General features: G+C 73.5%; 30 protein-coding genes. 21 read left to right on the top strand and 9 right to left on the bottom strand.

Going from position 1 to position 26427, the window contains the following annotated elements:
- The first annotated feature begins 17 nt into the window (after positions 1 to 17).
- The 3 genes from FXF50_RS05880 (at position 18) to FXF50_RS05870 (ending at position 3156) form a co-directional block, all read left to right on the top strand.
- The gene (locus FXF50_RS05880; protein ID WP_222866006.1) at positions 18 to 488 is read left to right on the top strand and encodes a MarR family winged helix-turn-helix transcriptional regulator; all 471 of its coding nucleotides are present in this window, start codon (positions 18 to 20) and stop codon (positions 486 to 488) included.
- On the top strand, positions 485 to 2125 hold the full coding sequence (locus FXF50_RS05875) for an MDR family MFS transporter (protein WP_148426168.1): 1641 nt from the start codon (positions 485 to 487) through the stop codon (positions 2123 to 2125). Before FXF50_RS05880 ends, FXF50_RS05875 begins: the two co-directional genes overlap by 4 nt.
- A gap of 98 nt (positions 2126 to 2223) precedes the next feature.
- Complete coding sequence (locus FXF50_RS05870; protein ID WP_255509911.1) at positions 2224 to 3156, top strand: phosphatase PAP2 family protein; 933 nt, start codon at positions 2224 to 2226, stop codon at positions 3154 to 3156.
- Between the two features lie 12 nt (positions 3157 to 3168).
- Here the strand turns inward: FXF50_RS05870 and FXF50_RS05865 are convergent, their stop codons facing one another.
- Entirely contained in the window at positions 3169 to 5244 is a 2076-nt protein-coding gene (locus tag FXF50_RS05865) for a cellulose binding domain-containing protein (protein WP_148426167.1), read from the bottom strand.
- Positions 5245 to 5490: 246 nt separating this feature from the next.
- On the opposite strand from FXF50_RS05865, the gene FXF50_RS05860 reads away from it, so the two are divergent.
- Positions 5491 to 6234, top strand: a complete 744-nt coding sequence (locus FXF50_RS05860) for a lytic polysaccharide monooxygenase (RefSeq protein ID WP_148426166.1) — start codon at positions 5491 to 5493, stop codon at positions 6232 to 6234.
- A gap of 71 nt (positions 6235 to 6305) precedes the next feature.
- A complete protein-coding gene (locus tag FXF50_RS05855) occupies positions 6306 to 6863 on the top strand; it encodes a DUF305 domain-containing protein (RefSeq protein WP_148426165.1) in 558 nt (185 codons plus the stop codon).
- A gap of 12 nt (positions 6864 to 6875) precedes the next feature.
- Here the strand turns inward: FXF50_RS05855 and FXF50_RS05850 are convergent, their stop codons facing one another.
- Entirely contained in the window at positions 6876 to 7376 is a 501-nt protein-coding gene (locus tag FXF50_RS05850; protein ID WP_148426164.1) for a DUF1772 domain-containing protein, read from the bottom strand.
- 81 nt (positions 7377 to 7457) lie between these two features.
- Here FXF50_RS05850 and FXF50_RS05845 point away from each other — a divergent pair, with 81 nt between their 5' ends.
- Both FXF50_RS05845 and FXF50_RS05840 read left to right on the top strand, forming a co-directional pair.
- Complete coding sequence (locus FXF50_RS05845) at positions 7458 to 8390, top strand: AraC family transcriptional regulator (protein WP_148426163.1); 933 nt, start codon at positions 7458 to 7460, stop codon at positions 8388 to 8390.
- A 163-nt stretch (positions 8391 to 8553) separates the two neighbouring features.
- Positions 8554 to 10140: a DHA2 family efflux MFS transporter permease subunit gene (locus FXF50_RS05840; protein ID WP_148426162.1), complete on the top strand. Its 1587-nt coding sequence runs from the start codon at positions 8554 to 8556 to the stop codon at positions 10138 to 10140.
- A gap of 82 nt (positions 10141 to 10222) precedes the next feature.
- On the opposite strand, the gene FXF50_RS29205 is transcribed toward FXF50_RS05840, so the two are convergent.
- Entirely contained in the window at positions 10223 to 10738 is a 516-nt protein-coding gene (locus tag FXF50_RS29205; RefSeq protein ID WP_187399546.1) for a DinB family protein, read from the bottom strand.
- Between the two features lie 117 nt (positions 10739 to 10855).
- Here FXF50_RS29205 and FXF50_RS29200 point away from each other — a divergent pair, with 117 nt between their 5' ends.
- The 5 genes from FXF50_RS29200 to FXF50_RS05815 all read left to right on the top strand — a co-directional run bounded on the left by FXF50_RS29200 (position 10856) and on the right by FXF50_RS05815 (position 14331).
- Positions 10856 to 11269 (top strand): nuclear transport factor 2 family protein, encoded by a 414-nt coding sequence (locus tag FXF50_RS29200; RefSeq protein WP_187399545.1) that lies wholly within the window; start codon positions 10856 to 10858, stop codon positions 11267 to 11269.
- Positions 11270 to 11329: 60 nt separating this feature from the next.
- Positions 11330 to 12268 carry a sigma-70 family RNA polymerase sigma factor gene (locus FXF50_RS05830; protein ID WP_148426160.1) on the top strand — a complete coding sequence of 313 codons (939 nt, stop codon included), beginning with the start codon at positions 11330 to 11332 and terminating at the stop codon, positions 12266 to 12268.
- Positions 12269 to 12323: 55 nt separating this feature from the next.
- Positions 12324 to 12881: a dihydrofolate reductase family protein gene (locus FXF50_RS05825; protein WP_148426159.1), complete on the top strand. Its 558-nt coding sequence runs from the start codon at positions 12324 to 12326 to the stop codon at positions 12879 to 12881.
- Between the two features lie 83 nt (positions 12882 to 12964).
- Positions 12965 to 13192, top strand: coding sequence for a hypothetical protein (locus tag FXF50_RS05820; RefSeq protein ID WP_148426158.1), 228 nt, complete (start codon positions 12965 to 12967; stop codon positions 13190 to 13192).
- Between the two features lie 35 nt (positions 13193 to 13227).
- Complete coding sequence (locus tag FXF50_RS05815) at positions 13228 to 14331, top strand: PIN domain-containing protein (RefSeq protein ID WP_148426157.1); 1104 nt, start codon at positions 13228 to 13230, stop codon at positions 14329 to 14331.
- Positions 14332 to 14350: 19 nt separating this feature from the next.
- Here the strand turns inward: FXF50_RS05815 and FXF50_RS05810 are convergent, their stop codons facing one another.
- A complete protein-coding gene (locus FXF50_RS05810) occupies positions 14351 to 15553 on the bottom strand; it encodes a hypothetical protein (RefSeq protein WP_148426156.1) in 1203 nt (400 codons plus the stop codon).
- Positions 15554 to 15643: 90 nt separating this feature from the next.
- Between FXF50_RS05810 and FXF50_RS05805 the strand changes: the two genes are divergently transcribed.
- The gene (locus FXF50_RS05805; protein WP_148426155.1) at positions 15644 to 16117 is read left to right on the top strand and encodes a molybdenum cofactor biosysynthesis protein; all 474 of its coding nucleotides are present in this window, start codon (positions 15644 to 15646) and stop codon (positions 16115 to 16117) included.
- A 153-nt stretch (positions 16118 to 16270) separates the two neighbouring features.
- The gene (locus FXF50_RS05800; protein WP_148426154.1) at positions 16271 to 16846 is read left to right on the top strand and encodes a sigma-70 family RNA polymerase sigma factor; all 576 of its coding nucleotides are present in this window, start codon (positions 16271 to 16273) and stop codon (positions 16844 to 16846) included.
- Between the two features lie 25 nt (positions 16847 to 16871).
- On the opposite strand, the gene FXF50_RS05795 is transcribed toward FXF50_RS05800, so the two are convergent.
- Positions 16872 to 17609, bottom strand: a complete 738-nt coding sequence (locus FXF50_RS05795; protein ID WP_148426153.1) for a zf-HC2 domain-containing protein — start codon at positions 17607 to 17609, stop codon at positions 16872 to 16874.
- 58 nt (positions 17610 to 17667) lie between these two features.
- The gene (locus tag FXF50_RS05790; protein ID WP_187399544.1) at positions 17668 to 18009 is read right to left on the bottom strand and encodes a hypothetical protein; all 342 of its coding nucleotides are present in this window, start codon (positions 18007 to 18009) and stop codon (positions 17668 to 17670) included.
- A 261-nt stretch (positions 18010 to 18270) separates the two neighbouring features.
- Between FXF50_RS05790 and FXF50_RS05785 the strand changes: the two genes are divergently transcribed.
- The 3 genes from FXF50_RS05785 to FXF50_RS05775 all read left to right on the top strand — a co-directional run bounded on the left by FXF50_RS05785 (position 18271) and on the right by FXF50_RS05775 (position 21084).
- Entirely contained in the window at positions 18271 to 18816 is a 546-nt protein-coding gene (locus tag FXF50_RS05785) for a GNAT family N-acetyltransferase (RefSeq protein ID WP_148426152.1), read from the top strand.
- Positions 18817 to 18914: 98 nt separating this feature from the next.
- Positions 18915 to 20003, top strand: coding sequence for a hypothetical protein (locus FXF50_RS05780; protein ID WP_148426151.1), 1089 nt, complete (start codon positions 18915 to 18917; stop codon positions 20001 to 20003).
- A gap of 103 nt (positions 20004 to 20106) precedes the next feature.
- Positions 20107 to 21084, top strand: a complete 978-nt coding sequence (locus FXF50_RS05775) for a hypothetical protein (RefSeq protein WP_255509910.1) — start codon at positions 20107 to 20109, stop codon at positions 21082 to 21084.
- Positions 21085 to 21227: 143 nt separating this feature from the next.
- On the opposite strand, the gene FXF50_RS05770 is transcribed toward FXF50_RS05775, so the two are convergent.
- Complete coding sequence (locus FXF50_RS05770; RefSeq protein WP_255509909.1) at positions 21228 to 21527, bottom strand: adenylyltransferase/cytidyltransferase family protein; 300 nt, start codon at positions 21525 to 21527, stop codon at positions 21228 to 21230.
- 57 nt (positions 21528 to 21584) lie between these two features.
- On the opposite strand from FXF50_RS05770, the gene FXF50_RS05765 reads away from it, so the two are divergent.
- Together FXF50_RS05765 and FXF50_RS05760 are read left to right on the top strand one after the other, a co-directional pair.
- Positions 21585 to 22082, top strand: coding sequence for a DinB family protein (locus FXF50_RS05765; protein WP_148426150.1), 498 nt, complete (start codon positions 21585 to 21587; stop codon positions 22080 to 22082).
- A gap of 38 nt (positions 22083 to 22120) precedes the next feature.
- Complete coding sequence (locus FXF50_RS05760) at positions 22121 to 22618, top strand: YcxB family protein (RefSeq protein ID WP_148426149.1); 498 nt, start codon at positions 22121 to 22123, stop codon at positions 22616 to 22618.
- A gap of 2 nt (positions 22619 to 22620) precedes the next feature.
- Here FXF50_RS05760 and FXF50_RS05755 read toward each other — a convergent pair whose 3' ends face one another.
- Positions 22621 to 23226: an SLATT domain-containing protein gene (locus FXF50_RS05755; protein ID WP_148426148.1), complete on the bottom strand. Its 606-nt coding sequence runs from the start codon at positions 23224 to 23226 to the stop codon at positions 22621 to 22623.
- Between the two features lie 243 nt (positions 23227 to 23469).
- On the opposite strand from FXF50_RS05755, the gene FXF50_RS05750 reads away from it, so the two are divergent.
- Positions 23470 to 24468 carry an RNA polymerase subunit sigma-70 gene (locus tag FXF50_RS05750; protein ID WP_148426147.1) on the top strand — a complete coding sequence of 333 codons (999 nt, stop codon included), beginning with the start codon at positions 23470 to 23472 and terminating at the stop codon, positions 24466 to 24468.
- Positions 24469 to 24522: 54 nt separating this feature from the next.
- A complete protein-coding gene (locus FXF50_RS05745; protein WP_148426146.1) occupies positions 24523 to 24978 on the top strand; it encodes a DUF6069 family protein in 456 nt (151 codons plus the stop codon).
- A 29-nt stretch (positions 24979 to 25007) separates the two neighbouring features.
- Here the strand turns inward: FXF50_RS05745 and FXF50_RS05740 are convergent, their stop codons facing one another.
- Positions 25008 to 26417, bottom strand: coding sequence for an acyl-CoA synthetase (locus tag FXF50_RS05740; protein ID WP_148426145.1), 1410 nt, complete (start codon positions 26415 to 26417; stop codon positions 25008 to 25010).
- Positions 26418 to 26427 lie beyond the last annotated feature (10 nt).

The following is a 26427-nucleotide window of genomic DNA, read 5'->3' as shown; positions in this document are numbered from 1 at the left end:
GGCAGGGGAGGGGAAGAGTGGACGCCACCAGCCAGGAGCTCGTCACGCGGTTGCAGGATCTGCTGACCGGCGTGCGGCTGCTCAAGCAGCGGCGCGCGGACGACCGGCCGGCCGTGCCGCCCGGCCTCGTGGGCCTGCTCCGGCACATCGACCGGGGTGCCGACACCGGCTGCCACGCCCGGGACCTGGCCGAACGGGGCCGGCTCGACCCCTCGACGGTCAGCCGGGCGGTCGCCGCCCTCGTCGCCGACGGCCTGGTGGACCGGCGCACCGACCCGGAGGACCGGCGGGCCAGCCACCTGACCGTCACCCCGGCCGGCCGGGCCGCCCTGACCGAGGCCTACGACTGGTACGCCGGGGTGCTCGCCCGGGCGCTCGCCGACTGGACCCCCGGCGAGGTGGCGGCCCTGTCCGCCGCGCTCGCGCGCCTCACCCGCGACCTCGAGGTCGCCCTCACCCGACACGACAACCTGGAGGACGCGCGATGAGCGCACCCACCGCGACGGCGGACGCCGCGCCCATGAACCGGCGGCAGACGCTGGAAGCTCTCAGCGGCCTGCTGCTGGTGCTCTTCGTGGCCATGCTGAGCGGCACGGTGGTCTCGACCGCCCTACCGAAGATCATCGGAGCCCTCAACGGCTCGCAGACCCAGTACACCTGGGTGGTCACCGCCACCCTGCTCACCGCCACGGCGACCACCCCGATCTGGGGCAAGCTCGCCGACCTGTTCAACAAGAAGCTGCTGATCCAGGTGGCCATCGTGGTCTTCCTGGCCGGCTCGGTCGCGGCCGGCTTCGCGCACTCCGCGGGCCAGCTCATCGCCGCCCGTGCCTTCCAGGGCATCGGCGTCGGCGGCCTCCAGGCGCTGGTCCAGGTCGCCATCGCGGCGATGATCCCGCCCCGGGAGCGCGGCCGCTACAACGGCTACCTCGGCGGCGTGATGGCGCTCGCCACGGTCGGCGGGCCGCTGCTCGGCGGCCTCATCGTGGACACCTCCTGGCTCGGCTGGCGCTGGTGCTTCTTCGTCGGCGTGCCGGTCGCGGTCGTCGCGCTGATCCTGCTCCAGGTCACCCTGCACCTGCCCACCGCGCGGCGGGACAACGTGAAGATCGACTACCTGGGCGCCACCCTGATCGCCGCCGGCGTCAGCCTGCTGCTGGTCTGGATCTCGTTCGTCGACGACTCGTTCGCCTGGCTGTCCTGGCAGACCGGCGCGATGGTCGGCGGCTCGGTGCTGCTGCTCGCCCTGGCCGTCCTCGTGGAGTCGCGGGCCGCCGAGCCGGTCGTGCCGCTGGAGATCGTCCGTGAGCGCACCACCGCGTTGGCCATCCTGGGCAGCCTCGCGGTCGGCATGGCGATGTTCGGCGGCGCGGTCTTCCTCGGCCAGTACTTCCAGATCGGCCGTGGCTACAGCCCGACCGAGGCCGGCCTGCTCACCATCCCGATGATGGCCGGCGTGCTGCTCTCGTCGATCATCGCCGGCCGACTGATCACCGCCAGCGGGAAGATCAAGCCGTACATCGTCGCCGGGTCGGTCATTCTGGTCGCCGGCTTCGCCCTGCTCGGCACCATCGACCACGAGACCTCGCTGGTCCTGGTCGGGGCCGCCATGTTCGTGGTCGGCGTGGGCGTCGGCATGACCATGCAGAACCTGGTGCTCGCGGTGCAGAACACCGTGGCGCTCAAGGACATCGGCGCGGCCAGCTCGACGGTGGCGTTCTTCCGTTCCCTCGGCGGCACCATCGGCGTGTCGGTGCTGGGCGCGGTGCTCGCCCGCCGCGTCACCGACCGGATCACCCACGACCTGGCCGCGGCCGGGATCCCCACCTCGGGCGGCAGCGGCGGCAGCACGCTCAACCTCGCCGCCCTTCCCGAGCCGGTGCGGAACATTGTGCGGGCCGCGTATGGTGACGCGACCGGGCACATCTTCCTGATCTCCGCCGCAATCGCGGTCGTCGGGATCCTGGCCGCGCTGTTGCTCAAGCCGGTCACCCTGCGGTCCAGCCTGGACCTGCCCGACACCGCCCGCTCGGTCGCCGTCGCGGCCGACGCGGTCGACGGGGCGCCCGCCTTCGACGAGGTGGCCGTGGACGTCACGGGCCCGGGCGAACGCGCCCGCCGCTGACGCCCCGTCGTCCCAGGGCCATCGCCGGTTCCGGCGGCGGCCCTGGTCCGTGCCCCACCCGGGCCGGCGTACGCCGGCCGTGACCGAATCGAGGCGCTGTGGACACCACGCAGCCCGCGCCGCCCCCACCGGTGGCCGTCGACGCGCGGCCGGTCGAACCGGGGCCGGTCGAAGCGCGGCCGGTCGAGGCGCGGCCGGCCGGGGCGGTACGCCGTGCGCTCCGCGAGCTGACCCTCGTCGCCGTGCTCTTCCTCGCGTACAAGGCGGGCCGTCTGGCGGTGGCCGGGCGGTCCGCCGACGCGCAGGTGAACGGGGAGCGGATCTGGTGGTTCGAGCGCCTCCTGCACCTGCCGGACGAGGCGGCGGTGCAGGCGCCGCTGCTCGTCCACGAGCTGCCGGTCCGGCTGGCCAACTGCTACTACGCGTACGTGCACTTCCCGGCCACCGCGCTGTGCCTGGTGTGGCTCTACCTCCACCATCCCGCGCACTACCGCTGGACGCGGCGGGCGCTCGCCGCGCTCACGGCCTCGGCGCTGGCCCTGCACGTCCTCGTCCCGCTCGCCCCGCCCCGGATGACCGCGCTCACCGGCCTCGTGGACACCGGCCGCCGGTACGGCCCCGCCGTCTACGGCCCGCCCGAGGCCGACACGCTGAGCAACCAGTACGCCGCGATGCCCTCCCTGCACGTCGGCTGGGCCGTGGCCGTGGCCGTCGCGCTCGTGGCGGTCACCGCCGGCCGGTGGCGGTGGCTGTGGCTGGCACACCCGGTGCTCACCCTGCTGGTGGTGGTCGGCACGGGCAACCACTACTGGCTCGACGGGGTGGTCGCCGTGACGCTCCTCGGGCTGATCCTGGCGGCGCTGCCCCGGCCGGACGCGCCACGCCGGCCACCGGCGGGGCCGGTGCCCGCCGCGCGGCTGCGCCCGCACGTGGTTCCGGCCCCGCGCCGCCCGGGCGGCGCGGCCCGCCGACGGAGCCCGCGGACCCCGTCGGCGGCCGACGCCCGGCTCAGGCCACCGCGTCGGGGGTGACCGCCGCCCGGCTCACCGCGTGGTGCACACGGTGCCGTTGAGCCGGAACGCGCCGGGCAGCACGTTCGGCCCGCTGTACGCGCCGACGAAGCCGGCGCTGGTGCTGCCGCCGCCGGCGGCGAGCCGGCGGTTGTCGGGGGTGCTGGTCACCCTGACCTCGGTGCCCACCTGCGACCAGTTGGCGCTCCAGCCGCTGCTCACCTGCTGCCAGCCGGTGGGCCAGGTCCAGGTGAGCGTCCAGCCGTCGAGCGCGCTCGCTCCCGTGTTCACGACCTCGACGGTCGCCACGTAGCCGTTGCCCCAGTCGGTGTCCTTGCCGAACCGGACCGCGCAGGTGCTGGCCGCCGGGCTGCCGGTGGCGAAGGTGAGCGGCGGGGAGGACCAGGAGACCCGGCCCGCGGTGTCCCGGGCGAGCACGTTCACCGTGTACCGGGTGCCCGGGTCGAGGTTGCCGACCGTGAGTGAGCTGCCCGCCGTCTCGCCGAGCTGCTCACTGACCGCACCCTGCTGCCGGTACACCTCGTACTTGGCGATCGGCGCGCCGCCCGGCGCGGCCGGCGGCCAGGAGAGGGTCGCCGTCCGGTCGGTCACCGTGCCCGCGGTGGGCCGGCCGGGCGCCCCGGGCCGGCCGTCGGCCGCGCCGGCGGGGCGCAGCACGAGCGTGGTCAGCGAGTACGGGGGCAGCGTCCGGGCGGTCGCGCTGCCGGAACGGCCGGTGGCCACCCCGCTCGCGCCGTTGGCCAGCGTGTGCACGGTCGGCGCCTCGTCCGCCGGGGTGAAGCCGGCGTAGTCGATCGCCGCCGGGTGGGCGGTGTCCGGGTCCTTGTTCAGCAGCAGGACCGCCAGGCTGCCGTCGGGCCGGCGGGCCGCGTGGGCGGTGACCAGGGGCTGGTCGGTGCCGGCGCGGACGAACTGGTCACCCGCCCGGGCGAAGAGGTTCATCATGGACAGCCCGTGGTACGGCGCGAACCGCGTGTTGAACGGCGGCTCGCAGACCGACCCGTCGGCCGTGCACCCGCCGCTGGACAGCATCCCGAAGTCGCCGTAGTCGGTCTGCCCGGCGACCTCCGAGACCGTGCCGATCCCGTTGTGCACGTTCCACCACTGCACGGTGAAGACGCCCTGCTCCAGCAGTCCGCTGTAGGCGTCGGCCAGGAACAGCGCGCCCGGCTGGGTGTTCTGGCCGGCGCCGACGTTCAGCTCGGTGAAGCTGATCCCGATCCGGGCGGCGTCCGGGCCGGCGTGGCGGGCGATCTGCTGGCGCAGCAGCCAGGCGGCGTCGGGGAGGTGGGCGGTCCGGGCCAGGGACTCGGGGGCGGTGCCACCCGGGTACCAGTGCACGTCCACGAAGTCGATCTTCGGGCCGGCGAGGGAGAGCACCGTCTGGTTCCAGGGGCCGGGGTCGGTGCCGGCGGTCAGCCCGTCCGGCCAGTTCGCCGGCATGGTCAGCACCGCGCCGACCTTGATGCTCGGGTCGACCGCCTTCATGGCGTCGGCGTACTCGACGACCAGGCGGGCGTACTGGGTGGCGCTCTTGTCCGGGTGGTCGTCGGCCTCCCAGGCCGAGCCGTAGTGGCCGTTGCCGTAGTTCTCGTTGCCGACCGTCCACCACTTCGCGGAGTAGCCCTTGGTGACGTTGGCGTACCGCACCCACTCGGCGGCCTCGGCCGGCGTTCCGGTGCCGTAGTTGGCGATGATCATCGGCTGGGCGCCCACCCGCCGGGCCGCCGCCATGAAGGTGTCGAAGTCGGTGTTCGGGGCGACGTACCCGCCGGGCGCGGTGTGGGTACGCCAGTGGTAGATGTCGGCGTACGAGCCGCCCGGGTAGCGCAGCATCTTCACGCCGGCCGCACGGAGCAGGTCCGACGTCTCGGTGGTGCCCAGGTGCTGGTCCCAGATGGCGTGGTTGACGCCGAGCGCGGTGTCCGGCACGGTGGCCAGCCCGGCGCGGGCGTTCACGGTCACCGTCACCGGGTCGGCCGCCGCGCCGGCGGCGGGCGGGTCGAGGGCAGCCGGTGCCGCGGCGGCGAGCAGCAGGACGGCCGCGTACGCGGTGAGCCGGCGCGCGGTGGAGGGGGTTCTGCTCATGCGGGGTTCCTTCAGGGTCGGGCGATCGTCTGTCCGCGTCGCCCTCCCGGAGAGGTGTCCGGGTGCCCGGAGCGACGGCGATCGGCCCCGCGCGAGCCATCGACGCACCAGAATCCCACGCCGGCCCGGACGTGCTCAAGGAGGACCCGGCCTACGCGGCTTAATTTATAGACGGGAGTCTTTACTGTTAACAAGGTTTAATTTATGTTCATTGGCATCTCCCACCGCCCCGAAGGAGTTGCCGACATGCGTCGAAGAATCACCCTGCCGCTGCTCACCACGGGTGCCGTCACCGCCACCCTGGCGGTCGCCGCCCCCGCCCAGGCCCACGGCTACGTGTCCTCGCCCCCCAGCCGCCAGGCGCTCTGCGCGCAGAACCGGGTGCCCGACTGCGGCCAGATCAAGTACGAGCCGCAGAGCGTCGAGGGCCCCAAGGGCCTGAAGAGCTGCCACGCGGGCATCGCCCAGTTCGCCGTGCTCAACGACGACAGCCGCGGCTGGCCGGCCACCTCGGTCGGCAGCTCGGTGACGTTCACCTGGGTCAACACCGCCCGGCACGCCACGTCCAACTGGGAGTACTGGATCGGCAACACCCGCGTCGCGGTCGTCGACGGCGGCGGCCGCCAGCCCGACGCCACCGTGTCGCACACCGTCAACCTGGGCGGCTTCTCCGGCCGGCAGAAGCTGCTCGCCGTCTGGAACATCGCCGACACCGCGAACGCCTTCTACTCCTGCGTCGACCTCCAGATCGGCGGGGGCGGCGGCAACCCGACTCCGTCGCCGACGCCGACCCCGGCGCCGACCACCCCGAAGCCCACGCCCACCGCGACCAGCTCGCCGGCCCCGGGCGGCACCTGGACCGCGGGACGCGCCTACCAGGTGGGGGACACGGTCACCTACAACGGCCTGACCTACCGCTGCCGCCAGGCGCACACCGCGATCGCCGGCTGGGAACCGCCGAACGTGCCGGCGCTGTGGCTCCAGATCTGACTCCGACGGGTGCGGCCACGCTCGGCGTGCGCCGCACCCGGCACCCGCCGTACCCCCGATCGGAGAACCGCATGCGCCGCCCGCTCACCGCCGTCCTGCTGGCCGCGCTGCTCACCGCGGCCGGGTGCGCCGGCCCGCCGGCGCCGACCGCCGCCACCCGCCCCGGGCCCGCCGTCGAGACCGCGACCAGCGGCATCGACGCGCTCTTCCTGGCCATGATGGTGGCGCACACCGAGCAGACCCTGGAACTCGTGCAGGTCGGGCTCGACCGCGGCACCGACCCGGAGCTCCGCACGTTGATCGCCGCCATCCGGGCCACCGAGACCGACGAACTCGCCACCATGCGCGGCTGGCTGCGCGACGCCGGCCCGTCCGCGGTGGCGGCCGCCGAGCGGCACGACCACTCCAGGCACAGCGACGCCGCCACCGGGCTGGCCCGGCTGCGGGCCGCCCCGGCCAACCAGGTCGATCGGGTCCTGGCCGACGTGCTCGCCGCGCACCAGCGGACCGCGGCGGACCTGGCCCGCGCCCAGGTCCAGGCCGGCACCAGCGCCCGGGTACGCGACCTCGCCGGGCGAATCGAACGGTCGCGTACCGCAGAGGTGGCGTTGCTGGCGAGACTGCCCTGAGGGGGGCGGCGGTCAGTCGGGCAGCGACCGGGCCACCAGCAGCGCCCACCCGAGGCAGCCGAGGGCCGCCGTGTTCAACACCGCCCGGACCACGTTCCACCGCACCCACGCGCCCTCGAACGCCGCGCGCAGCTCCGCCGGGTCGGCCAGCCGGGCGGCGCCCGCCTCGAGCCGGTCGTTGAGCGGCACGTTCACCGCCACGGTCACCGCGAGCACCAGCACGTAGAGCGCCAGGGCGGCGATCAGCCAGGACAGCGGCCCGCGCCGCCCGGCGGGCAGGTGCAGCAGGACCGCCGCGAGGGTGCAGACCAGCGCGCCGCCGAAGCAGAGCGCGAACCAGCCGTTGAGGATGGCCTGGTTGATCGACCGCATGCCGGCCACGAACGCCCGGTCGTCCACCCGGGCCAGGCCCGGCATCACCGCGTACGCGAAGGCCGCGAAGAGCCCCGCCGTCAACCCCGTGGTCACCGTGGCCAGCAGCAGCACGCCGACCCGGACGTTCGATGCGATCATGACGTCCATTGGACACCGGGCCGGCTGGACGCTCCATGGCCGGAACGCCCGAAACCATACGCGAGCGTCTATGCTCACCGCGTGGACGTCCTCGCCGACGTGCTCCGCGGGCTGCGCGCCCGGGACGCCTTCCTGCTCCGCACCGTGATGGACCCGCCCTGGTCGATCCGGGTCCGCGACGCCGCCCCGCTGAGCGTCACCACGGTGGTCCGGGGCAGCGCGTGGGTGGCGCCCGACGGCGGCGCGCCGGCGCTGCTCCAGCCCGGGGACGTGGCCGTGCTGCGCGGGCCCGACCCGTACACGGTGGCCGACCACCCGGACACTCCACCGCAGGTGGTGATCCACCCCGGGCAGCGCTGCACCACCCTCGGCGGGCAGGAGCTGACCGAGACCATGGCGCTGGGCCTGCGTACCTGGGGCACCGGGCCGGACGGCGCGACCGCCCTGCTCACCGGCACGTACGCCAGCAGCGGCGCGGTGGGCGGCGGCCTCCTCGCGGCCCTCCCGCCCCTCGTGCTGCTGACCGCCGCCGCCGGCGAGCTGCCGGTTGTCGCGCTGCTCGCCGCCGAGCTGGACCGGGACGGCCCCGGGCAGGAGGCGGTGCTGGACCGCCTGCTCGACCTGCTCGTCATCGGCGTGCTGCGCACCTGGCTGGCCCGACCCGGCGCGCAGCCACCCGGCTGGTACCGGGCCTACGCCGACCCGGTGGTCGGCCACGCGGTCCGGCTCGTGCAGCACGATCCGGCCCGGGCCTGGACGGTGGCCGACCTGGCCGCCGCGACCGGCGCCTCGCGGGCCGCGTTCGCCCGCCGGTTCACCGAACTGGTCGGCGAGCCGCCCATGACCTTCGTCACCAACTGGCGCCTCGCGCTCGCCGCCGACCTGCTCCGCGACACCGAACTGACTCTCACCGCGGTCGCCCGCAGAGTCGGCTACACCAGCCCATTCGCGCTCAGCGCGGCCTTCAAGCGGGTGCGTGGCGTCAATCCGCGCGACCACCGCGCCACCGCCTGAGCGCGGTCAGCGGCGCGGGTGATCCCGGTAAACCGGCCGCGCGTTGTCGCAGCCCGTGACTACGCTTCCTGCCGGACGCCGCCCCACCGCACGTCACCCCACGGCCCCAGGGGCGCGCGGCGCCGCCAGCGCCCCCGACCGGACCTGAACCAGGAGACTGTTTGTGACCCAGCAACCTGTCGCGACATCGAACAAACTCGACGCCGCGGTGCTCAAGGTGGCCGGCGTCGTCGTGCTCGGTGCGATCATGTCGATCCTCGACGTGACGGTCGTCAGCGTGGCGCTGCCGACGTTCCAGGACGAGTTCGACGCCTCGTACGCCCGGGTGGCGTGGACGATGACCGGCTACACCCTCGCGCTGGCCACGGTGATCCCGCTCAGCGGGTGGGCCGCCGACCGGTTCGGCACCAAGCGCCTCTACATGGTGGCGCTGGCGCTGTTCACGATCGGCTCCGGGCTGTGCGCCACCGCCGACTCGATCGGTGAGCTCATCGGCTACCGCGTGCTCCAGGGCCTCGGCGGCGGCATGCTCATGCCGCTCGGCATGACGATCATGACCCGGGCGGCCGGCCCGCACCGGATCGGCCGGCTGATGGCCGTCCTCGGCATCCCGATGCTGCTCGGCCCGATCGGTGGCCCGATCCTCGGCGGGTGGCTCATCGACACCGCCAGCTGGCACTGGATCTTCCTGATCAACCTGCCGATCGGCCTGATCGCCCTGGTCTACGCGCAGCTGGCCCTGCCGAAGGACAACCCGGAGCCGTCGGAGTCGTTCGACTTCCTCGGCATGCTGATGCTCTCGCCCGGCCTGGCGCTCTTCCTCTACGGCGTCTCCTCGCTGCCGGAGGCCGGCACCATCCGCGACAACAGCGTCTGGCTGCCCATGCTGGTCGGCGCCGTGCTCGTGGTGGCGTTCGTGTTCTACTCGTTCCGGCCCAAGCACCCGCTGCTCGACCTGCGGCTGTTCCGCAACCGCAACCTGACCATCGCCGCGGCGACCCTGTTCGTCTTCATCATCGCGTTCATGGGCGCGGGCCTGCTGTTCCCGAGCTACTTCCTGCAGATCCGCGGGGAGTCGACGCTCACCGCCGGCCTGCTCATGGCGCCGCAGGGCATCGGCGCGATGCTGACCATGCCGATCGCCGGCATGCTCGCCGACAAGGTGCCGGTCGGCCGGACGGTGCCGTTCGCGCTGGTGCTCATCGCCGCCGGCTTCTTCACCTTCACGCAGGTCGACCCGCACACGTCCTACTGGCTGCTCTGCGGCTCCCTGTTCGTGATGGGCCTCGGCATGGGCGGCACCATGATGCCGATCATGACCTCGGCGCTGAAGACGCTGCACGCCGCCGAGGTGGCCCGCGGCTCGACGCTGGTCAACATCCTCCAGCAGATCGGCGGCTCGGTCGGCGCCGCGGTGATGTCGGTGATCCTCACCAGCCGGCTGAACGGCTCCGAGGTGATCCCCGGCGCGACCGACCCGAGCGGGAAGCCGGTCACCGAGGCCAGCCTGGCCATCACGTCGCAGCTGCGGCCGGAGCTGCTTCAGCAGTTCCCGGTGCCGCCGTCGCTGATCGAGCGCGGGCTCGACTTCGCGGCCAGCTCCTTCGGGACCACCTTCTGGGTGGGCTTCGGTCTGGTGCTGCTCACGTTCATCCCGGCCGCGCTCCTGCCGCGCCGGCGCGAGCCGTCGCACCTGCTCGACGGCGAGGCGGGGGAGGGTCAGCGTCCCACCCCGGTCCCGATCCACTGACCGGCGGGTCGGTCCGCCGGGCACCGTCCCGGCGGCCCGACCCGGGCAGGCTCGCCGTCGCGGGGCCTGACGCCTACGGGCGTCAGGCCCCGCCGGCCGTTCCGGCCCCGCCGGCACGGCGGATGTCGAGCAGGTGGTGCTCGGCCTCGTGGACCGTGTGCCGCCCGAGCCAGCGCAGCGTCCGCGCCTCCCGCTGGGGCCACGGGTAGACGCCGGTGCGGGCCAGCTCCACCTCGCCGAGCGCCCCGAAGCGGGCCGCGAACGCGTCGGCGGCCGTGGCCAGGTCGGCGAGGACCACCTCCGGGTCCTGCGCGTTGTACCGCTCGGTGATCACCGGCTCGTCGCGGCCCATCGGCGGGAACTCCGGCTCGTCCACCCGCAGCGCCAGCGCCAGCCGCTCAGCCTGGACGCGGAACACGTCCCGGACGTGGCAGGCGTACTCCAGCGGCGACCACACCTCCGGGGTCGGTCGCCGGCGCGGGTCCGGCACCCCGCGCAGGGCCGCCGGATAGTGCGCGGCCACGTCGCGCAGGCGCTGCGGCAGCTCGCCGCTGCCGAGCGCGGAATAGACGAACAGGCACTCGTCACACCGATCCACGCGCTCAGGGTAGGCGGTGCGGCGGAACGACCCCCGCCCGCGGACGCCGCGGCGCAGGATGGGCGCAGGGGCGCCGGCGTCCGGGTGCCCGCCCCGGGAGACGAACGGGAGCCGCCGATGACCGCCAACCGGGAGATCGTCGCGGACGCCTTCGCCGCCTGGTCCGCCGGCACCGGCAGCATCACCGACATCTTCGCCGAGGACCTGCGGTGGGAGATCATCGGTCGCTCGGTGGCGGCCGGGTTGTACCAGCCCGCCCGGCAGTTCGTCGAGGAGGCCCTGAAGCCGTTCGGCGCGCGCTTCACGGCGGAGGACCCGTTCCGGCCCGTGCGGATCCGGGGCATCTACGAGGACCGCACCACCGGGACCGTGATCGTCGCGTGGAACGGGGCCGGCACCACGACGATCGGCACCACGTACACCGACACGGTCGCCTGGTTCCTGACGATGCGCGACGGCAAGGTGGTCGAGGGGACCGCCTTCTTCGACAGCATCGCCTTCAACGAGCTGTGGCAGGACGTGCCGGCCTGACGGTCGCGTGCCCGTCTGCCCGGGCCGGGGCGCGGCCGCCGCGTACGCCAGGATGGGCGCGTGGACTTCGAGCCTCACCGGGGTGAGCTGCTGGCGTACTGCTACCGGATGCTGGGTTCGTTCCACGAGGCCGAGGATCTGGTCCAGGAGACGATGCTGCGCGCGTGGCGGGCCCGCGACCGGTACGACCCCACACGCGCGTCGGTGCGGACCTGGCTCTACCGGATCGCCACGAACGCGTGCCTGACCGCGCTGGAGGGGCGGGCGCGACGACCACTGCCGTCGGGGCTGGGCGCGCCGAGCGCCGACCCGGAGGCGCCCCTCACCCCGGCGCTGGACATCCCGTGGCTACAACCCTTTCCCGACGCCCGGATCGACCCCGACCTGCGCTCCGACCTGCGGCTCGCGCTGGTGGCGGCCATGCAGGCGCTGCCGGCCCGCCAGCGGGCCGTGCTCCTGCTGCGGGAGGTGCTGGAGTTCAGCGCCGCCGAGGTCGCCGCGCAGCTCGGCACCACGGTTCCGGCGGTCAACAGCGCGCTGCAACGCGCCCGCGTCGCGCTCGCGGACGTGGGTGACGCCGGCGCGGTCACCGAGCCGGACGATCCGCGGGTGCGTGCCGTGATCCAGCGGTACGTGCACGCCTTCGAGGCCGCGGACGTTCCCGCGCTCGTGCGGCTGCTCACCGACCAGGCGGTCCTGGAGATGCCGCCGGTCCCGCTCTGGTACCGCGGCACCCGCGACTACGGCCTGTTCCTGGATCGGGTCTTCCACATGCGCGGGACGGGCTGGCGGATGGCGCCCCTGCGCGCCAACGGGCAACCCGCGCTCGCCGCGTACGCGCCGCAGCCCGGTGGGCCGCACCGGCTGCACACGCTGCAGGTCCTCACGGTCACCGGCGGCCGGGTCGCGCACAACGTGGTGTTCGCCGATCCGGGCGTGTTCGCGGCCTTCGACCTGCCTCCGCAGATCTTCTCCGATGATCTTCCGCCGGCGCGATGAGTCCGGGCGGTGCCGCCGGTACGTACGGGTGAGCACCTACCGAAGGGACATCATCGTGAGTGTCACCGTCATCCAGTTCGTCACCCTCGACGGGATCGTGTCCGACCCGGACGGGTCCGGTGGCACGCCCACCGGCGGCTGGGCCTTCCGCCACGGCCCGGAGACCGTCGCGGGGGACAAGTTCCGCCTCGGCGCCCTGCTCGACGACGGAGTCATGCTGCTGGGGCGTGCCACCTGGGAGCTGTTCTCCCGGCTCTGGCCCGGCCGCGACGACCCGTTCTCGCGGCGGATGAACGCCGTGCCCAAGCTGGTCGCCACCCGCACGCTGACCGACGTCTCGGCGTGGGGGAACTCCCGTGTCGTCGACGGCGACCTCCTCGACGCGGTGCGCGGCGAGCGTCGCGACGTCATCGTGACCGGCAGCCTGAGCGTCGTCCACGCGCTGATGGCCGAGGACCTGGTCGACGAGTACCGCCTGCTGACCTTCCCCACCATCCTCCGCACCGGCCGGCGGCTCTTCCCCGCCGGCGGTCCGCCCGCGTACCTGGAGTGCCGGTCGGCGGAGCAGGCGGGCGCCGCCGTTCTCGCGCGGTACGGGCGGGCGGCCCGCTGACCTCGTCGCCTTCGACGAATTGCGGGAGGACGCCCCCGGGCAGCGCCTAGGCTGGCCGGGGGAGCCGGGTGAGAGGCGGAGCGGTGGCTGCTGGCGGTCAGGACCGGTCGAGGGCGCGGCGCAACCGCCTGCTCCTGGCCGGCCTGCTCGCCGTGGTCGGCCTGATTCTGCTGCTGCTCGCCCTCACCGTCGCCAACGGCGCGGTCGCCGGCGTCGAGGTCGTGCTGGCCCTGCTGCTGCTCATCGCCAGCTACGCCATCCAGTACGCGGCCCGCCGCGACACCCTCTACCGCGACCGGCCGCGGCGGTGAGCGGGCGGGCCCGGGTGCCCGGCTAGGCTGACCGGGTGGATCAGGAAGACCGGATCGCGCTGTTCCTCGACTACGAGAACCTGGCGCTGGGGGTACGGGACCATCACGGCGGCCGCGCGTTCGACCTCCGTCCCATCGCCGACGCCCTCGCCGAGCGCGGCCGCGTGGTGGTGCGCCGGGCGTACGCCGACTGGTCCTACTTCGACGAGGACCGGCGGATGCTCACCCGGTCGCACGTCGAGCTCATCGAGATCCCCCAGCGGATGGGCGCCTCGCGGAAGAACGCCGCCGACATCAAGATGGCCGTCGACGCCGTGGAACTGGCCTTCGAGCGCGGGTACATCTCGACGTTCGTGATCGGCACCGGGGACAGCGACTTCACCCCGCTGGTGCACAAGCTCCGGGAACTGAACAAGCGCGTCATCGGGGTCGGCGTGGAGAACTCCACCTCGGCGCTGCTCCCGCCGGCCTGCGACGAGTTCCTCTTCTACGACCGCCTCGAAGGGGTCGAGGTGCCGCCGGCGGCCGGCCGCCGAGGCCGTGCGGCCCGTCCGGCGGCGACCGGGGCGCCGCCGCCGGCCGAGCGTCCGGCCGAGCGTCCGGCCGAGCCAGCAGTCGAGGCCGCCCCGGCCGCCGAGGAGCCGGCGCGGGACGTCGACACCCTTTCCGTGCTGGTGGCCCAGACCGTGGCCGGCATGCAGGGCAGCTCAGGCGGCGAGGTGACCGCGTCCAGCCTGAAGCGCACGCTGCTCCGCAAGGACCCGACGTTCAGCGAGTCCGACTACGGCTTCCGTACCTTCGGGGAGCTGCTGCGTCACCTGGCCGGGCACAACGTCATCGAGCTCGCCGCCGGGCCCGCCAAGGGCGACCCGGAGGTGTCGCTGCCCGAGCGGGGCGACCGCGAGGTGGCCTTCGCGCTGCTGCGGTCCGTGGTGGTGGACCTGGCCGGCGAGGGCGGCGCGGCGGCGCTGTCCGGGTTGAAGGACCAGCTCCGCCGGGCGCGGCCCGACTTCAGCGAGAAGAAGCTCGGCTACCGCAGCTTCCTCCAGTTCTGCAAGGCCGCCGCCACGAGCGGCGCGGTGGAGCTGCGGTGGAGCGCGGAGGCCGAGGACTACCTGCTCACCCCACAGACCGCCTGAGGGCCGGGCCGGCCCCGGCTCAACCGCCGCGGCACTGCGGCGGGTCCACCGGTGGCCGGCAGCCCGTCGGTGACGGCGAGCCGGTCGTCCCGGTGGGGCTTCCGGTCGGACTCACCGTGGGGGACGGGCTACCGGTGGGGCTTACCGCCGGCGGGGTCGTCGACGGCGCCGCCGGCGCGGGCGTCGTGGCGCGGGACGGCGCCGGGAGCACGACCTGCGTCGTGCCCGCCCCGGCCGGGGTCTGCGTCACGGTTGGTCGCGTGGGCCCTCCGGCCGGGTGGGGAAGCGGGGTGGGTTCGCCGGCCGGCGACGGGGCCGGCCCGCCGTCGCCACCGCCCGCCGGGGCGGGGAGCGGATCCGGCGCGAGGCCGCCGTCCGGAGCGGCGGTGGCGCTGCCCGTGGCCGGCCCCGCACGGTGCGCCGGACCTGCCGTGGCCGGCCAGGTGCCCGCGGCCGTCACCCCGAGCAGCACGGCGATCGCCACGGCCCCGGCCGCGGCCAGGCGCTCCGGACGCCGCCGTGCCACCGGGGCGTCCGCCACACCGAGTGGCCGCGGTGGCCGCGGTCGGGCCGCGCGGTGGTCGGCCAGCAGCGCGTCGAGCCGGGCGGCGACGCCGTCGCGGGTCTCCGTGGCGGTGGCGTACGCCAGGGTGAGGTAGAAGCGGAAGTTCGCCGCCGCGTTCACCGGCACGCGCAGCCCGGCCGGGCGCCCGCCGTCCCCGGGGTGCAGCAGGGTGACCGGCGCGTCGGGGTGGTGCCCCGGCCCGAGCAGGTCAGCGTGGGCCCACTCGCGCCGGACGGCCCGCCCGGCGAAGGCGGTCCGCCGGTCGGTCACCACGGCGGCGCCCGTGTCGACCACCCGCAGCCCGGCCGGGAGCGGGCCGTCGGCGGGGTCGAGCAGCTCCGCGGTCAGCGTCGGGTCGGGCGCGGGGAGCCCGGGCAGGTGCCGGGCCTCCGCCTCGACCAGCTCCGCGACCGGCAGGATCCGGTAGACCACCTCGCCGTCGTCGAGCCGCACCGGCAGCTCGGTGCCGGGCAGGGCGCACCCGTGGAACCCGGTCGCCTCGATCCGCAGCCGTTCCAGGTGCTGGTCGCGGCGGCGCCAGTCCCGGGCCGCCGTCTCGTACGCGCGCCGCCGGCGTTCGTTCTCGCGCCGCGCCCATGCAATCTGCCGTCCCAGCTCGGGGTGACGCCCGACCGGGGTGGACCGTCTCGCCGTCACACCCGGTACAACGCCCTCCACCCAGCGTGGACACGTGAGGGCGGCTATCGTCCGGGTTGGTGGCGGTACGTCCGTGTCTACAATCGGCGCATGCCCGAGATCGTCCAGTTGCTCGCCTCGCCGGTGCACCGCTACGTGGGCCGGCCGGCGGACGGCCCGGCCCCGGCGCCGCCCGGCGAGCTGGTGGAGGAGGTCCGGATCCGGGCCGGGCTGGGCATCGTCGGTGACCGCTACTTCGGCCGGCCGGCGCACCGCGAGGCGAGCGTGACCCTGATCGCGCAGGAGTCGCTGCCCGCCGGGGCCGACCTCACCCAGGCCCGGCGCAACGTGCTGACCAGCGGCATCGCCGTGGACGAGCTGGTGGGCCGGGTGCTCACCCTGGACTCCGGTGACGGGCCGGTCAGCCTCCGGGTGCACCGGGCCGCCCCGCCCTGCGCCTGGCTGGACGTCACCATCGCGCCCGGCACCTGGAAGGCGCTGCGCGGCCGGGGCGGCGTGCGCTGCGCCCCGCTCACCGACGGCGTGCTGCGGGTCGGGCCCGTCGAGGTCACCGTCAGCTCCTGAGCGGGCCCGGGAACTTTCCGGCCCCGCCGGCCGACCAACCTGCGACCGCCCGGTCGGCGGCGAGGTGGCAGGGAGGACGCCAGGGATGAACCGAGCGAGGCCCGCGCCCGTACCGTCGCTCATGACGACGGTGGACCGGCGGACCGGTCGCGGATGAGTCCCGACGCCGACGACGAGCAGGTGACCCGGTGGGCGCACCGGGCCGGCCGGGGCGACCAGCAGGCCGCCGCGGCGTTCGTCCGGGCCCTCCAGGGCCCGGTGTGGCGCTTCCTCGCGCACCTGGCGGGCCCCGCGGAGGCCGACGACCTGACCCAGGAGACGTTCCTGCGCGCGCTGCGCGGCCTGCCCGGTTTCGCCGGCCGGTCCGCGGCGCGCACCTGGGTCTTCACCATCGCCCGCCGGGTCGCCGTGGACCACGTCCGGGCGGCCACGGCACGTCCCCGGGTGGCCGCCCTGCCCGACTGGCAGGCCGCGGCCGAGGCGGCCGGTGCGGTCACCCCGGGCGGGGACGACGGGGTCACCCTGCGCGGGCTCATCGCCGGGCTCGCCCCGGAGCGACGGGAGGCGTTCGTCGCCACCCAGGTGGTCGGCCTCTCCTACGCCGAGGCGGCCCAGGTGTGCGGCTGCCCGGTCGGCACCATCCGCTCCCGGGTGGCCCGGGCCCGCGAGGACCTGGTCGCCGCCTGGCAGGGCGACGCCCGGCCGGCCCGGGGCGGCCGCGCGGTCTGACGGCGCTCCCGGACCGGCCGCCCCGTCAGGCGGCCCGGCGGTGGCGGGCCTGCGCGGCGTACGGCGCGGGCGGCAGCAGGCGCAGCGGGGCCGGCTCCGGCGGCTCCTCCGTACGCAGCGACCAGCGCGACCCGGCCGGGCGGCCCTGCCGGGGCGGCGTGCCGCCGGGGCGCCACCGGGGCCGGGCGAGCAGCACCATCACCACCCAGCCGACCAGCAGGAAGCCGTGGCTGACCAGCCGCTGCACCGCCACCTGCCCGGTGATCAGGTCGTTCACCGACAGCAGCACCAGGGTGGCGACGAAGGCGCTGAGCATCGGCAGCAGCCCGGCCGGGGCGGAGCGCCGCAGCGCCACGTAGAGGAAGCCGGCGCCCACCGCCACGTTCCACGCGGCCGACTCGTGCCACAGGTGCTGGCCGGTGGCGTGCCCGTAGTCGATCACGGTCTCGCGGCCGACCTGGGCCAGGCCGAGCACGAGCTGCACCGCGCCGAGCAGCCCGAGCACCCCGCGCAGCCCGAGCGTCAGCCGCTCCCGCCACCCGGGCCGGGGCGGCGGCGCGGCGGCGAGCACGGCGTCGACGAGATCGGGCACCTGCGGGGCGAGCTGCGTACGGGCCCGCCGGGTCACCCCGGCGGCCGCCTCGAACCAGCCCCGGCAGCCCGCGCAGCCCGCCAGGTGCGCGTCGGCCGCCTCGCTCTCCGACCGGGACGCCTCCCCGTCCAGCTGCGCCGACAGGATCTCCCGCCACTGCTCACACACCATGTACAGGTAGTCGTCCGCACGGCCCGCCTGGTTCCCGCGGCCCGGGTCGATCTGCCGGTCAGAGCCCGGAGAAGTCCAGGTAGGCGTCGGTCTGGTGGGCCAGCATGGGCTCGCCAGGGCGCGCCGGGAGGCCACGTTCGCGCGCCGCGCGCAGCAGCGCGGTCTCCGCCGGGGACATGATGATGTCCGCCACGACCGCGTGCGCCGGCAGGTCCGCCACCGCGAACGGCGGCGGGTCGTCGGGCCGCAGCCCCGGCGGCGTCGCGTTCACCGCGAGGTCGGCGTCGGCCAGCCGCGGCCGCGTCCCGGCCTCGACCCGACCCGGGTACGCGGCGGACAGCCGCCCACCCAGCGCGGCGACCCGGTCCGGGTCGGTGTCGGCCAGGTGCAGCCGGGCCATCGCGCGGAGCGGCCCGTACCGACGGGACCGACGACAGTCCTCGGAGTATCGGCCGGGTGGGCGGCCCGGCCACGGGAAACAGGGGCGGCGTGGGGGCCGGGATAGGGCGGACCGGTCGGCCGGACGCCACGTCGTGAGTGATGATCCGAGAGGACCTGACCAGCAGCTCGCGTTCGGGGAGACCGTGCCGCATCCGCTTCTGCCGAATCGAGGTTGCCGAGCTCGATTGCTCGGGCTGCCGGAGAGCCCCAGAATCGGGGCATGCTGCCGACGGAGATGCCGTGTCTCGACGAGCCGCCGGCGCGCTTGCGGGCGTTCCGGTTGGACGACGCACCGCTCGTCGCCTCGGTCGCGTCGGACCCTCTCATTCCCCTCATCACGTCAGTGCCGCCCTCGGATGCCCACGAGGACATCGCTGCCTACCTTGAACGGCAGCACCAACGACTCGCTGAAGGGTCTGGCTACTCCTTTGCCATCGCGGACGCCGAGACCGACGAAGCTGTGGGGAACATCGGCCTCTGGACCAGCCACATCTCCACCGGGCGCGCATCGACGGGCTACTGGATCGCACCGCAGCACCGGCGCCGCGGATACGTCCGGGCCGCTTTGAGCGCCCTCACCACTTGGGCTAGCTCACTGGACGACGTCAAGCGGCTGGAGCTGTTCGTCGAACCATGGAACGAGGGCTCGTGGCGCGCCGCAGAAGCCTGCGGCTACCAGCGCGAAGGACTCCTGCGCAGCTGGCAGCAGGTCGGGACCGAGCGCAAAGACATGTACGTCTACAGCCTCATCCCTGTCCGCGACTGAACGCACGGATCTGCCGCTGGGCGCGCGGTCGTGCCGATGTGCAGATGTCCGATCGTTGGTCAACTACGCGGTTCGGTTCGGGCTCCTATACTCGCCCGATGATCGAGGGATGGTCGGTTGTCCCGGTTCGGGCGGCGGTGGAAGCTGCCGGCCCGAATGCTGAGGTCGTGCATGGTGATGGGGTCACCTTCGCGCATGGGGCCGACGCCCTGGTCGTGATCGCCGACGCCGGAGACCGGCCTCACGGCAACGCTGTCGACAACGCGAACACGCTGATGCTGCGGGAGCCTTTGCCCAGCGAGGCGACTCAGTGGATAGATTCGAAGAACAAGTCCGGCAAGCCACTTCTGGGCTTTGTCAGGATGGTCGATGGCTGCCTGGCTCTCGGTGAGCTCTACCAAGCCTGCAGCATCTATGGCGGGACGGACCCGTCCACCGGGAGAACAGGGCTCCTCACGTTCGCGAGGCTGACCTGGGACAAGGGGCTTCCTCCCGACCTGCTGGACAAGGTGCTACCGACGCCGGCACTGCCGGTACCCGGCATCGACTGGCTGGACGATGTGCCTCAGGACCTGACCCGGGCGCTGCGGTCCTTTCTGATTGGTTGGTACGCCGACGTGCCGATGCCACCAGCGCCACCCCCACGCGCGGCCATGACGCTTCCGCCTCCGTTGCTGGCCTTCCACGACATCGCCGCGGGCCGCGAGGAACTCCTCGGCCGACAGGACTTCATCGAGCCGCTCGACGAGATCGAGTACCTCGAAGACGAGCCCCTGGTGGTCTTCGCGGCCGAGAACCAGGGCGTCTGGGTCGCATCGATCGACCCAACCGACGACGATCCGGTCGTTTGGTACGACGGCGGCCCGGAGCGGCTGCGCGAGCGGGAACGCCTCAGCGGTTTCCTGCTCCAGTTCGCCCTCAATGAAGCGGTGAACACCGCACCGTTCAGCGGCTTCGCCACGATCACCCCGGAGGTGCTGGACCGGTTCGTCGAGGACCTGGTTCCCGTCCCGCTGCAGCCGATGCGTGTACCTGGCGACCCGACGCGCCATTGGGTGGCTCCCGGACTGGTCGCCATGGCCGCCGACTACGGCGAGAGTGGTATCTGGCTAAGCGTCGGCAGCCGGCAACGCTCGGCCCTGCGGCCCCTACGCTCACGCCTCGACTGGGAACACTTCAACGGCTAACCAACGAGATCTCTCCGGTCCCAGCCCGCCGACCGCGGAGAGATTAGGCACGTACCGCTGGTCGGCGGTCTATACCTGAACGACGTTGCCGACCCTACACTCCATGATCATGGCAGTCGAAGTGGTGCTCGGTGAGGTGACGTGTCCATCCGGGCAGTTGGTGATCATGGACGGTGGTTACCTCGAACTGTGGTCCGGTGACCGGGTGCCGGACGACGAGGAGCGCCCGGCGACCGACTTCGCGATCGTGGGGCCGGACGCCGAGGCCGCGGCGGACTCCTTTGACCGGCAGACCGGAACCCGGCTGTACGACATCCCCGCCCACGCCGTCGCCGAGTTCATCGCCACGTTCGACGAACACTGCCGCGAGCATGGGCACAGCGCAAGCCTGCTCGCGTTCGAGCAGCAGGTCCCGCACCGGGAACGCGTCCGACACGCTGTCGCCGCCCGGGAACCCGGATTCATCGTCATGGGCGTTCCGGTGCTGCCGATCGAGGTGCCAGCTGATCGCCCGCTGCGTGTCACCGCCGTCCCCGGCGAGTACGGCTGGCAGTCCATGCGGATCGAGTTCAGTGACGCGCCGGTGGCCGACTCGTGGGTGTTCGGGGAGCTGGGGGTCGACCACGCGCGGTTCGTCTTCGCCGACGCGGACGCGCTGAGCTCGTGGGAGCACGTCAGGCCGTTGGACGGGCTGGCCGACCTGGTCCTCTGGGGTCGCGACCAGGAACAGGTCGCTGCCGAGTTCGGCGCGCCCCCGCTCGGTGACACCGCCGACGTCGAGTACGGGTGGGTGGACCTGCCCATCACGGAGGCATACCAGCGAGGGCTGGCCATCGAGACGCGGAGGAACGAGCCCGGCGGACCGAAATTCGCGTTCGACTTCCGCCCGCACTCGCATCACTGGCAGGTGATGGGTCTGGTCAGGGCCTCTGAACACGAGGCCGGCGTGATCCAGGTCGGCGGAGCGGACATCCTGATGGCGATGACCTCAGTCGGTGACGGCTTCTTTCCTGTCCATCTGGACGTGGATGTCGATGGCATACCAGTCGCCCTGCGCATCGACATCGCCCGCGAGGACTGATCCGACTCCACAGGCGTTGACTATTCGAGTTCGCACGCGCTGCCGCCGCATGTTCGTCAGGCCTCGCTGCATAACGCGAAAGCGTGACGACGCATCGATCGTCCTGCGCGGCTGGGTTAACTCACATGCCGCGATCCGCGCGGTCATGCCGCGCGTGCGACCGTGGACGAATTGCCCCAGGCCGCCGGTATGGCGTCGCGCACGCGTACGGCCCTGGTCGTGGCCTCGGCGGTCGGTCGCTTGTCGGCGTTCACCGCCAGCAACACGATGACCTGGTCGAACATCACCCGGGCACGGGCCACCAGGTCGCGGTGCCCCGGGGTGAACGGGTCGAACGTCCCGGGATACACCGCCAACGTGCCGTGCACCGGCGCCACTCCACGATCCGACGCAGCCGTCACCGCGACTCCCACCACATGGCCACGATCCTCCCAGCCCCACATCTGCCGACCCGACTCCGGTCCCTGCACTCGACGGCGACGGTCTGCAATGCTTCGCTCATGCCTTCCTTCCCGCCCACCTTCGCCGACGAGGTCGTCGCCAAGCCGGCCCAGGCCCAGTTCGAGGCGTTCCTCGACGAGCATCGCGCCGCGCTCAACGCCTGCCTGGACGGGCTGACCGAGGAACAGGCGCGCCGGTCGCTGGTGGCCTCCCGGACCACGCTGCTGGGTCTGGTGAAGCACGCGACCTTCGTCGAGAAGGTGTGGTTCGACGAAGCGGTCACGGGCCGGTCGCGCGCGGAGATCGGCATCCCCGCGGCGTCGGAGGAGTCGTTCGTCCTCGATGACGACGACACGATCGCCACCGTCCAGCGCGCGCACCGCGAAGCCTGCGAGGCAGCACGCCGTGCGACGTCCTCCCTGGGTCTGGACGACATCCTCCGCGGGCACCGGCGGGGCCCGCTTCCGCTGCGGTGGGTGTATCTCCACGTGCTGCGCGAACTGGCCCAGCACTGCGGGCACGCGGACATTCTCCGGGAGCAGCTCGTCAACGAGTAGTACGCGGACGTCCGGTCTGGAGGCACTATCGTTCGGACGTGCACATCCGTTTCGACGTCCCCGCCGATCCCACCTATCCCGGCCGCGTGGCCGCCGCGCTCAGCAGCGTCCGGCTGCGCAGGTACGGCTACATCGGGGCGGTGCTGGCGGCGGTCGGGCTGATCGGTCTCGCCGTCTCGCGGGCGATCGCGCGGGGGGACCGGATCGTGCCGCTGTCCGTGGCGCTGGTCGTAGCCGGGCTGCTGTCGATGCTGTACGCCCCCTGGGTGCGGTGGCGCGCCCGGCGGCGCTCCGGCAGCTACGCCGTCGAGGGCGCCTACGACATCACCGACCAGAACATCATGATGCGCAGCGGCTCGGAGTCCGGCGGCATCGCCTGGGACGGGGTCGCCCAGGTGAAGGACACCCCGGGCTTCTGGATCCTGTACGTCGGCCGGATGCCGGCGACCGTGATCCCACGCCACCTGATGTCCGCGGAGGACGCCGAGACGCTGCGCGCCTTCATGGCCGAACGCGGTCTGCTCCAGCCTCGTTGAACTCATCTGCTGCGGAGTAGGTTTCGCCCTGCGACGTCGCCAGCCTCTTCAACTCCTGGGGCGGAGATCGGGGTGCCGGGCTGCTGAGCGTCGCCCTGCCGTCTGAACTCGACCCACTGCCGACTAACGTCCGCCCAGATCTGTTGCTGATCGGTGAAGAACCCATCCAGGCGCTCGCGCGCGACCTGTTCCGACGGATCGGTTACAAGGAGGTAGTCGATCTCGTCGCGCAGGCGATTCAGGCGGTAGCGCGTCTCTTCCATCAAGATCCACCGGGATCGCCAGTTATGGAACAGTTCGAGTGATCCCAGCAGCGTTACCGTGGCGACCATCGGTAATGCGATCGCTGCGTTGAACGGGATCTGCGGGATCCCCAGGACCACCGTCGACAAGGCAGTCAGCCCAAGCGACAGCCCTTTGGACCACGTGGAACGTCGACGGAAGCGTGCCTTTCGCGAATCCGCCCATTCCATGTCAGCCGAAACAAGCTCTCGAAAGGTGGTAAGAGCCTCCGTCGGGGGCAAGCCCGTCCGGCGACCGGCCAGGACGAGAAGCCCCTGCTCGGACGCCGCCGTCTGTTCATTACCGCGAGCGCGTTGCCGGTTCATCGTCCAATTCATGCAGCGCGTCAGGCGTTCCGAAGGCTGCTGCCGGAAACCCGACAGTCCAGGCTCAGAGCTTCTCTCCTGAGGTACAAGGCCGAGCATCCGCTCATGCGGCCGAGACGCGGACATCCGGGAGCAACTCGTCAACGAGTAGTGCGCGGACGCCTCCCGTCCCCTGGTGATGAGTTGTCGCGCCCGTACCCGTCATACGTAGGACGGGACATGACGACGCGGAAGGATGGCGCGATGAGGGTGGACACGCGGCTGAAGGAGCTGAGTGTGAGCGGACTGGGCGAGGTCGACGAGCCGGCGTTCGCCGGGCTGGTGGAGCGGCACCGGCGGGAGCTGCACGTGCACTGCTACCGGATGCTCGGGTCGTTCGAGGACGCCGAGGACACCGTGCAGGAGACGTTCCTGCGTGCCTGGCGGCGGCGGGAGACCTTCCAGGGGCGATCGACGTTCCGGGCCTGGCTGTACCGGATCGCCACCAACGCCTGCCTGGACCTGCTCGCCAAGTGCCGGCCGGAACCGGCGACCGGAGGCGAGGTGCGGTGGTTGCAGCCCTACCCGGACCGGCTGCTCGACGAGCTGCCCGCGGGCGACGCGGACGCGCCGGAGACCCTCGCCGTCGCGCGGGAGACGATCGAACTGGCGTACGTGGTCGCGGTCCAGCACCTCGCGCCGCGCCCGCGGGCCGTGCTGATCCTGCGGGACGTGCTCGGCTGGCCGGCGAAGGACGTCGCGGAGCTGCTCGGGGACTCCGTCAACTCCGTGAACAGCGCGTTGCAGCGGGCCCGCGCCGGCATGCGGGAGCACCTGCCCGCCGAGCGGCAGGACTGGACCGGTGGCGACGAGGACGCCGGGACCCGGGAGCTGGTGCGCCGCTTCACCGAGGCCAGCGTCGCCACGGACATCCCGGCGCTCGCCTCGATGCTCCGCGACGACGTCCGGTGCTCGATGCCGCCCACGCCGGGCCTGCACGTCGGCCGCGACGCGGTGGTGAACGACTGGGTCGAGGACGGCTTCGAGGGCATGACGGGTCTGCGCGCTGTCCCCACCTCGGTGAACCGGCAGCCCGCCGTCGCCTTCTACCACTGGCGGAAGCGGGAGGGCGCGTACCTGCCGCTGACGATCGACGTCCTGCGCGTCACCGGCGGGAAGATCACCGAGATCGTCATCTTCCACGACGACCAGTTCCCGCGGCTCGGGCTGCCGGAGCGGCTGCCGGCGGACGGCACCGAGTAGTCGCGGTGCGGACGCTCGCGCCCGTACGCCAGCCACCGACGATGGAGGAACAACATGAACAGCACGGATGACACCGGGGTCGTCGCGGTCCCGGCATCGGGCCGGACCGGCCACACCCACCGCCTGCGCGGGCTCGTCGTCACCGGCCTCGTCGCCACGCTCGCCGCGATGGTGGCCACCACCCTCGCCGCCGCGCTCGCCCAGGCCGCGGGCGTCGACTTCGAGGTCCCCGACGGTGGCGAGTCGATCCCGTTGTCCGGGTTCGCCGTGGTGACCGGCTTCTTCTCCATCGTGGGCGTCGTCATCGCCGTCGCTCTCCTTCGGTGGAGCGCCCGCCCCGCCCAACGGTTCCTGTGGACGGCCGTGTCGCTCACGGCGATCTCGTTGGTCCCGCCGCTCGTCGCCGGGGCGGACACCGCCACCACCGTCACCCTCCTCGGGCTGCACCTCGTTCCCGCGGCGGTGATGATCCCCACCCTGACGCGGAGCCTCCGCACCCGCACCGAATGACGACCCCGCCGGCCGGCTGAGCCGGCGCGTCACCCTTCGGCCAGCAGGTTCTTCTGCACCTTGCCCATGGCGTTGCGGGGCAGGGCGTCGACCAGCCGCACCTGCCGGGGCCGCTTGTGCACCGAGAGCTGCTGGGCCACGAAGTCGATCAGCTCGGCCTCCCGCAGCCCGTCGCCGACCACGTACGCGGTCACCTGCTGCCCCAGGTCGGGATGCGGCGTGCCGACCACGGCCGCCTCGCGGACCCCGGGATGGCCGAGCAGCGCGTCCTCCACCTCGCCGGCCCCGATCCGGTAGCCACCGCTCTTGATCAGATCGGTGGCGGCCCGGCCGACGATCCGGTGCCACCCGTCCGGCCCGACCGTCGCCACGTCCCCGGTGCGGAACCAGCCGTCGGCCGTCCGGCTGGCCGCGTCGGCGTCCGGCCGGTGCAGGTAGCCGTCGAAGAGGGTGTCGCCGCGCACCTGGAGCTCGCCCATGGCCGCCCCGTCGGCGGGCAGCGGGTCGCCCCGCTCGTCCACCACCCGGGTGCGCACCCCGGGCAGCGGCAGGCCCACCGTACCGGGCCGCCGCGGCCCGTCGGCCCGGGCGCTCACCGTGATCAGGGTCTCGGTCATGCCGTACCGCTCGACGACCCGGTGGCCGGCCAGGTCGGCGAGCGCCGCGAACACCGGCTCGGGCAGCGCCGCGCTGCCGGAGACCAGCAGCCGCGCCCCACGCAGCGCCCGCGCCGCGTCCGAGTCCGCGGCGATCCGCGACCAGATCGTGGGTACGCCGAAGTAGAGCGAGCCGGCGGCCGCCGCGTACCGCTCGGGGCGGGGCCGGCCGACGTGGTGCAGCCGGCTGCCGAGCCGCAGCGGGCCGAGCACGCCGAGCACCAGCCCGTGCACGTGGAACAGCGGCAGGCCGTGCACCAGCCGGTCGTCGGGCGTCCACGCCCAGGCGTCGGCGAGCCCGTCCAGGCAGGCGGCGACGGCACGACGGGACAGCACGGCGCCCTTCGGGGCGCCCGTGGTGCCGCTGGTGTACAGGATCAGCGCGGTCGCCGCCGGGTCGGGCTCGGGGTGCCGGGTGTCCGACCGCCGGGCCAGGTCGACCGGCACGGCCGGGGGAGCGGCGGGTGAGCCGACGGGCCCGGCGCCGGCGGGCGCCAGCAGCACCTCGGCGCCCGAGTCGCGCAGGATGTGGTCGCGTTCGACCGGCCCGGCGTCCGGCGGTACCGGGACGACGGCGGCGCCGGCCAGCAGCCCGCCCACCACGGCGACCACCGTCTCCAGGCTCGGTGTGGCCGGCACGGCCACCCGCCGGACCCCACGCAGGTCGTCGGCGACGGCCGCGGCCGCCCGGCGCAGCTCCACCCAGGACATCGCCCGGTCGTCGACCCGGATCGCCTCCGGCCGCTCGTCGGAGGACTCGGACAGCCAGCTCAGCAGCGGCATGGTGCGGGCC

The organism is Micromonospora sp. AP08, assembly GCF_008085935.1.
In the GTDB taxonomy this organism is placed as follows: domain Bacteria; phylum Actinomycetota; class Actinomycetes; order Mycobacteriales; family Micromonosporaceae; genus Micromonospora; species Micromonospora chersina.
This window is presented reverse-complemented; position numbering and strand designations above follow the sequence as displayed.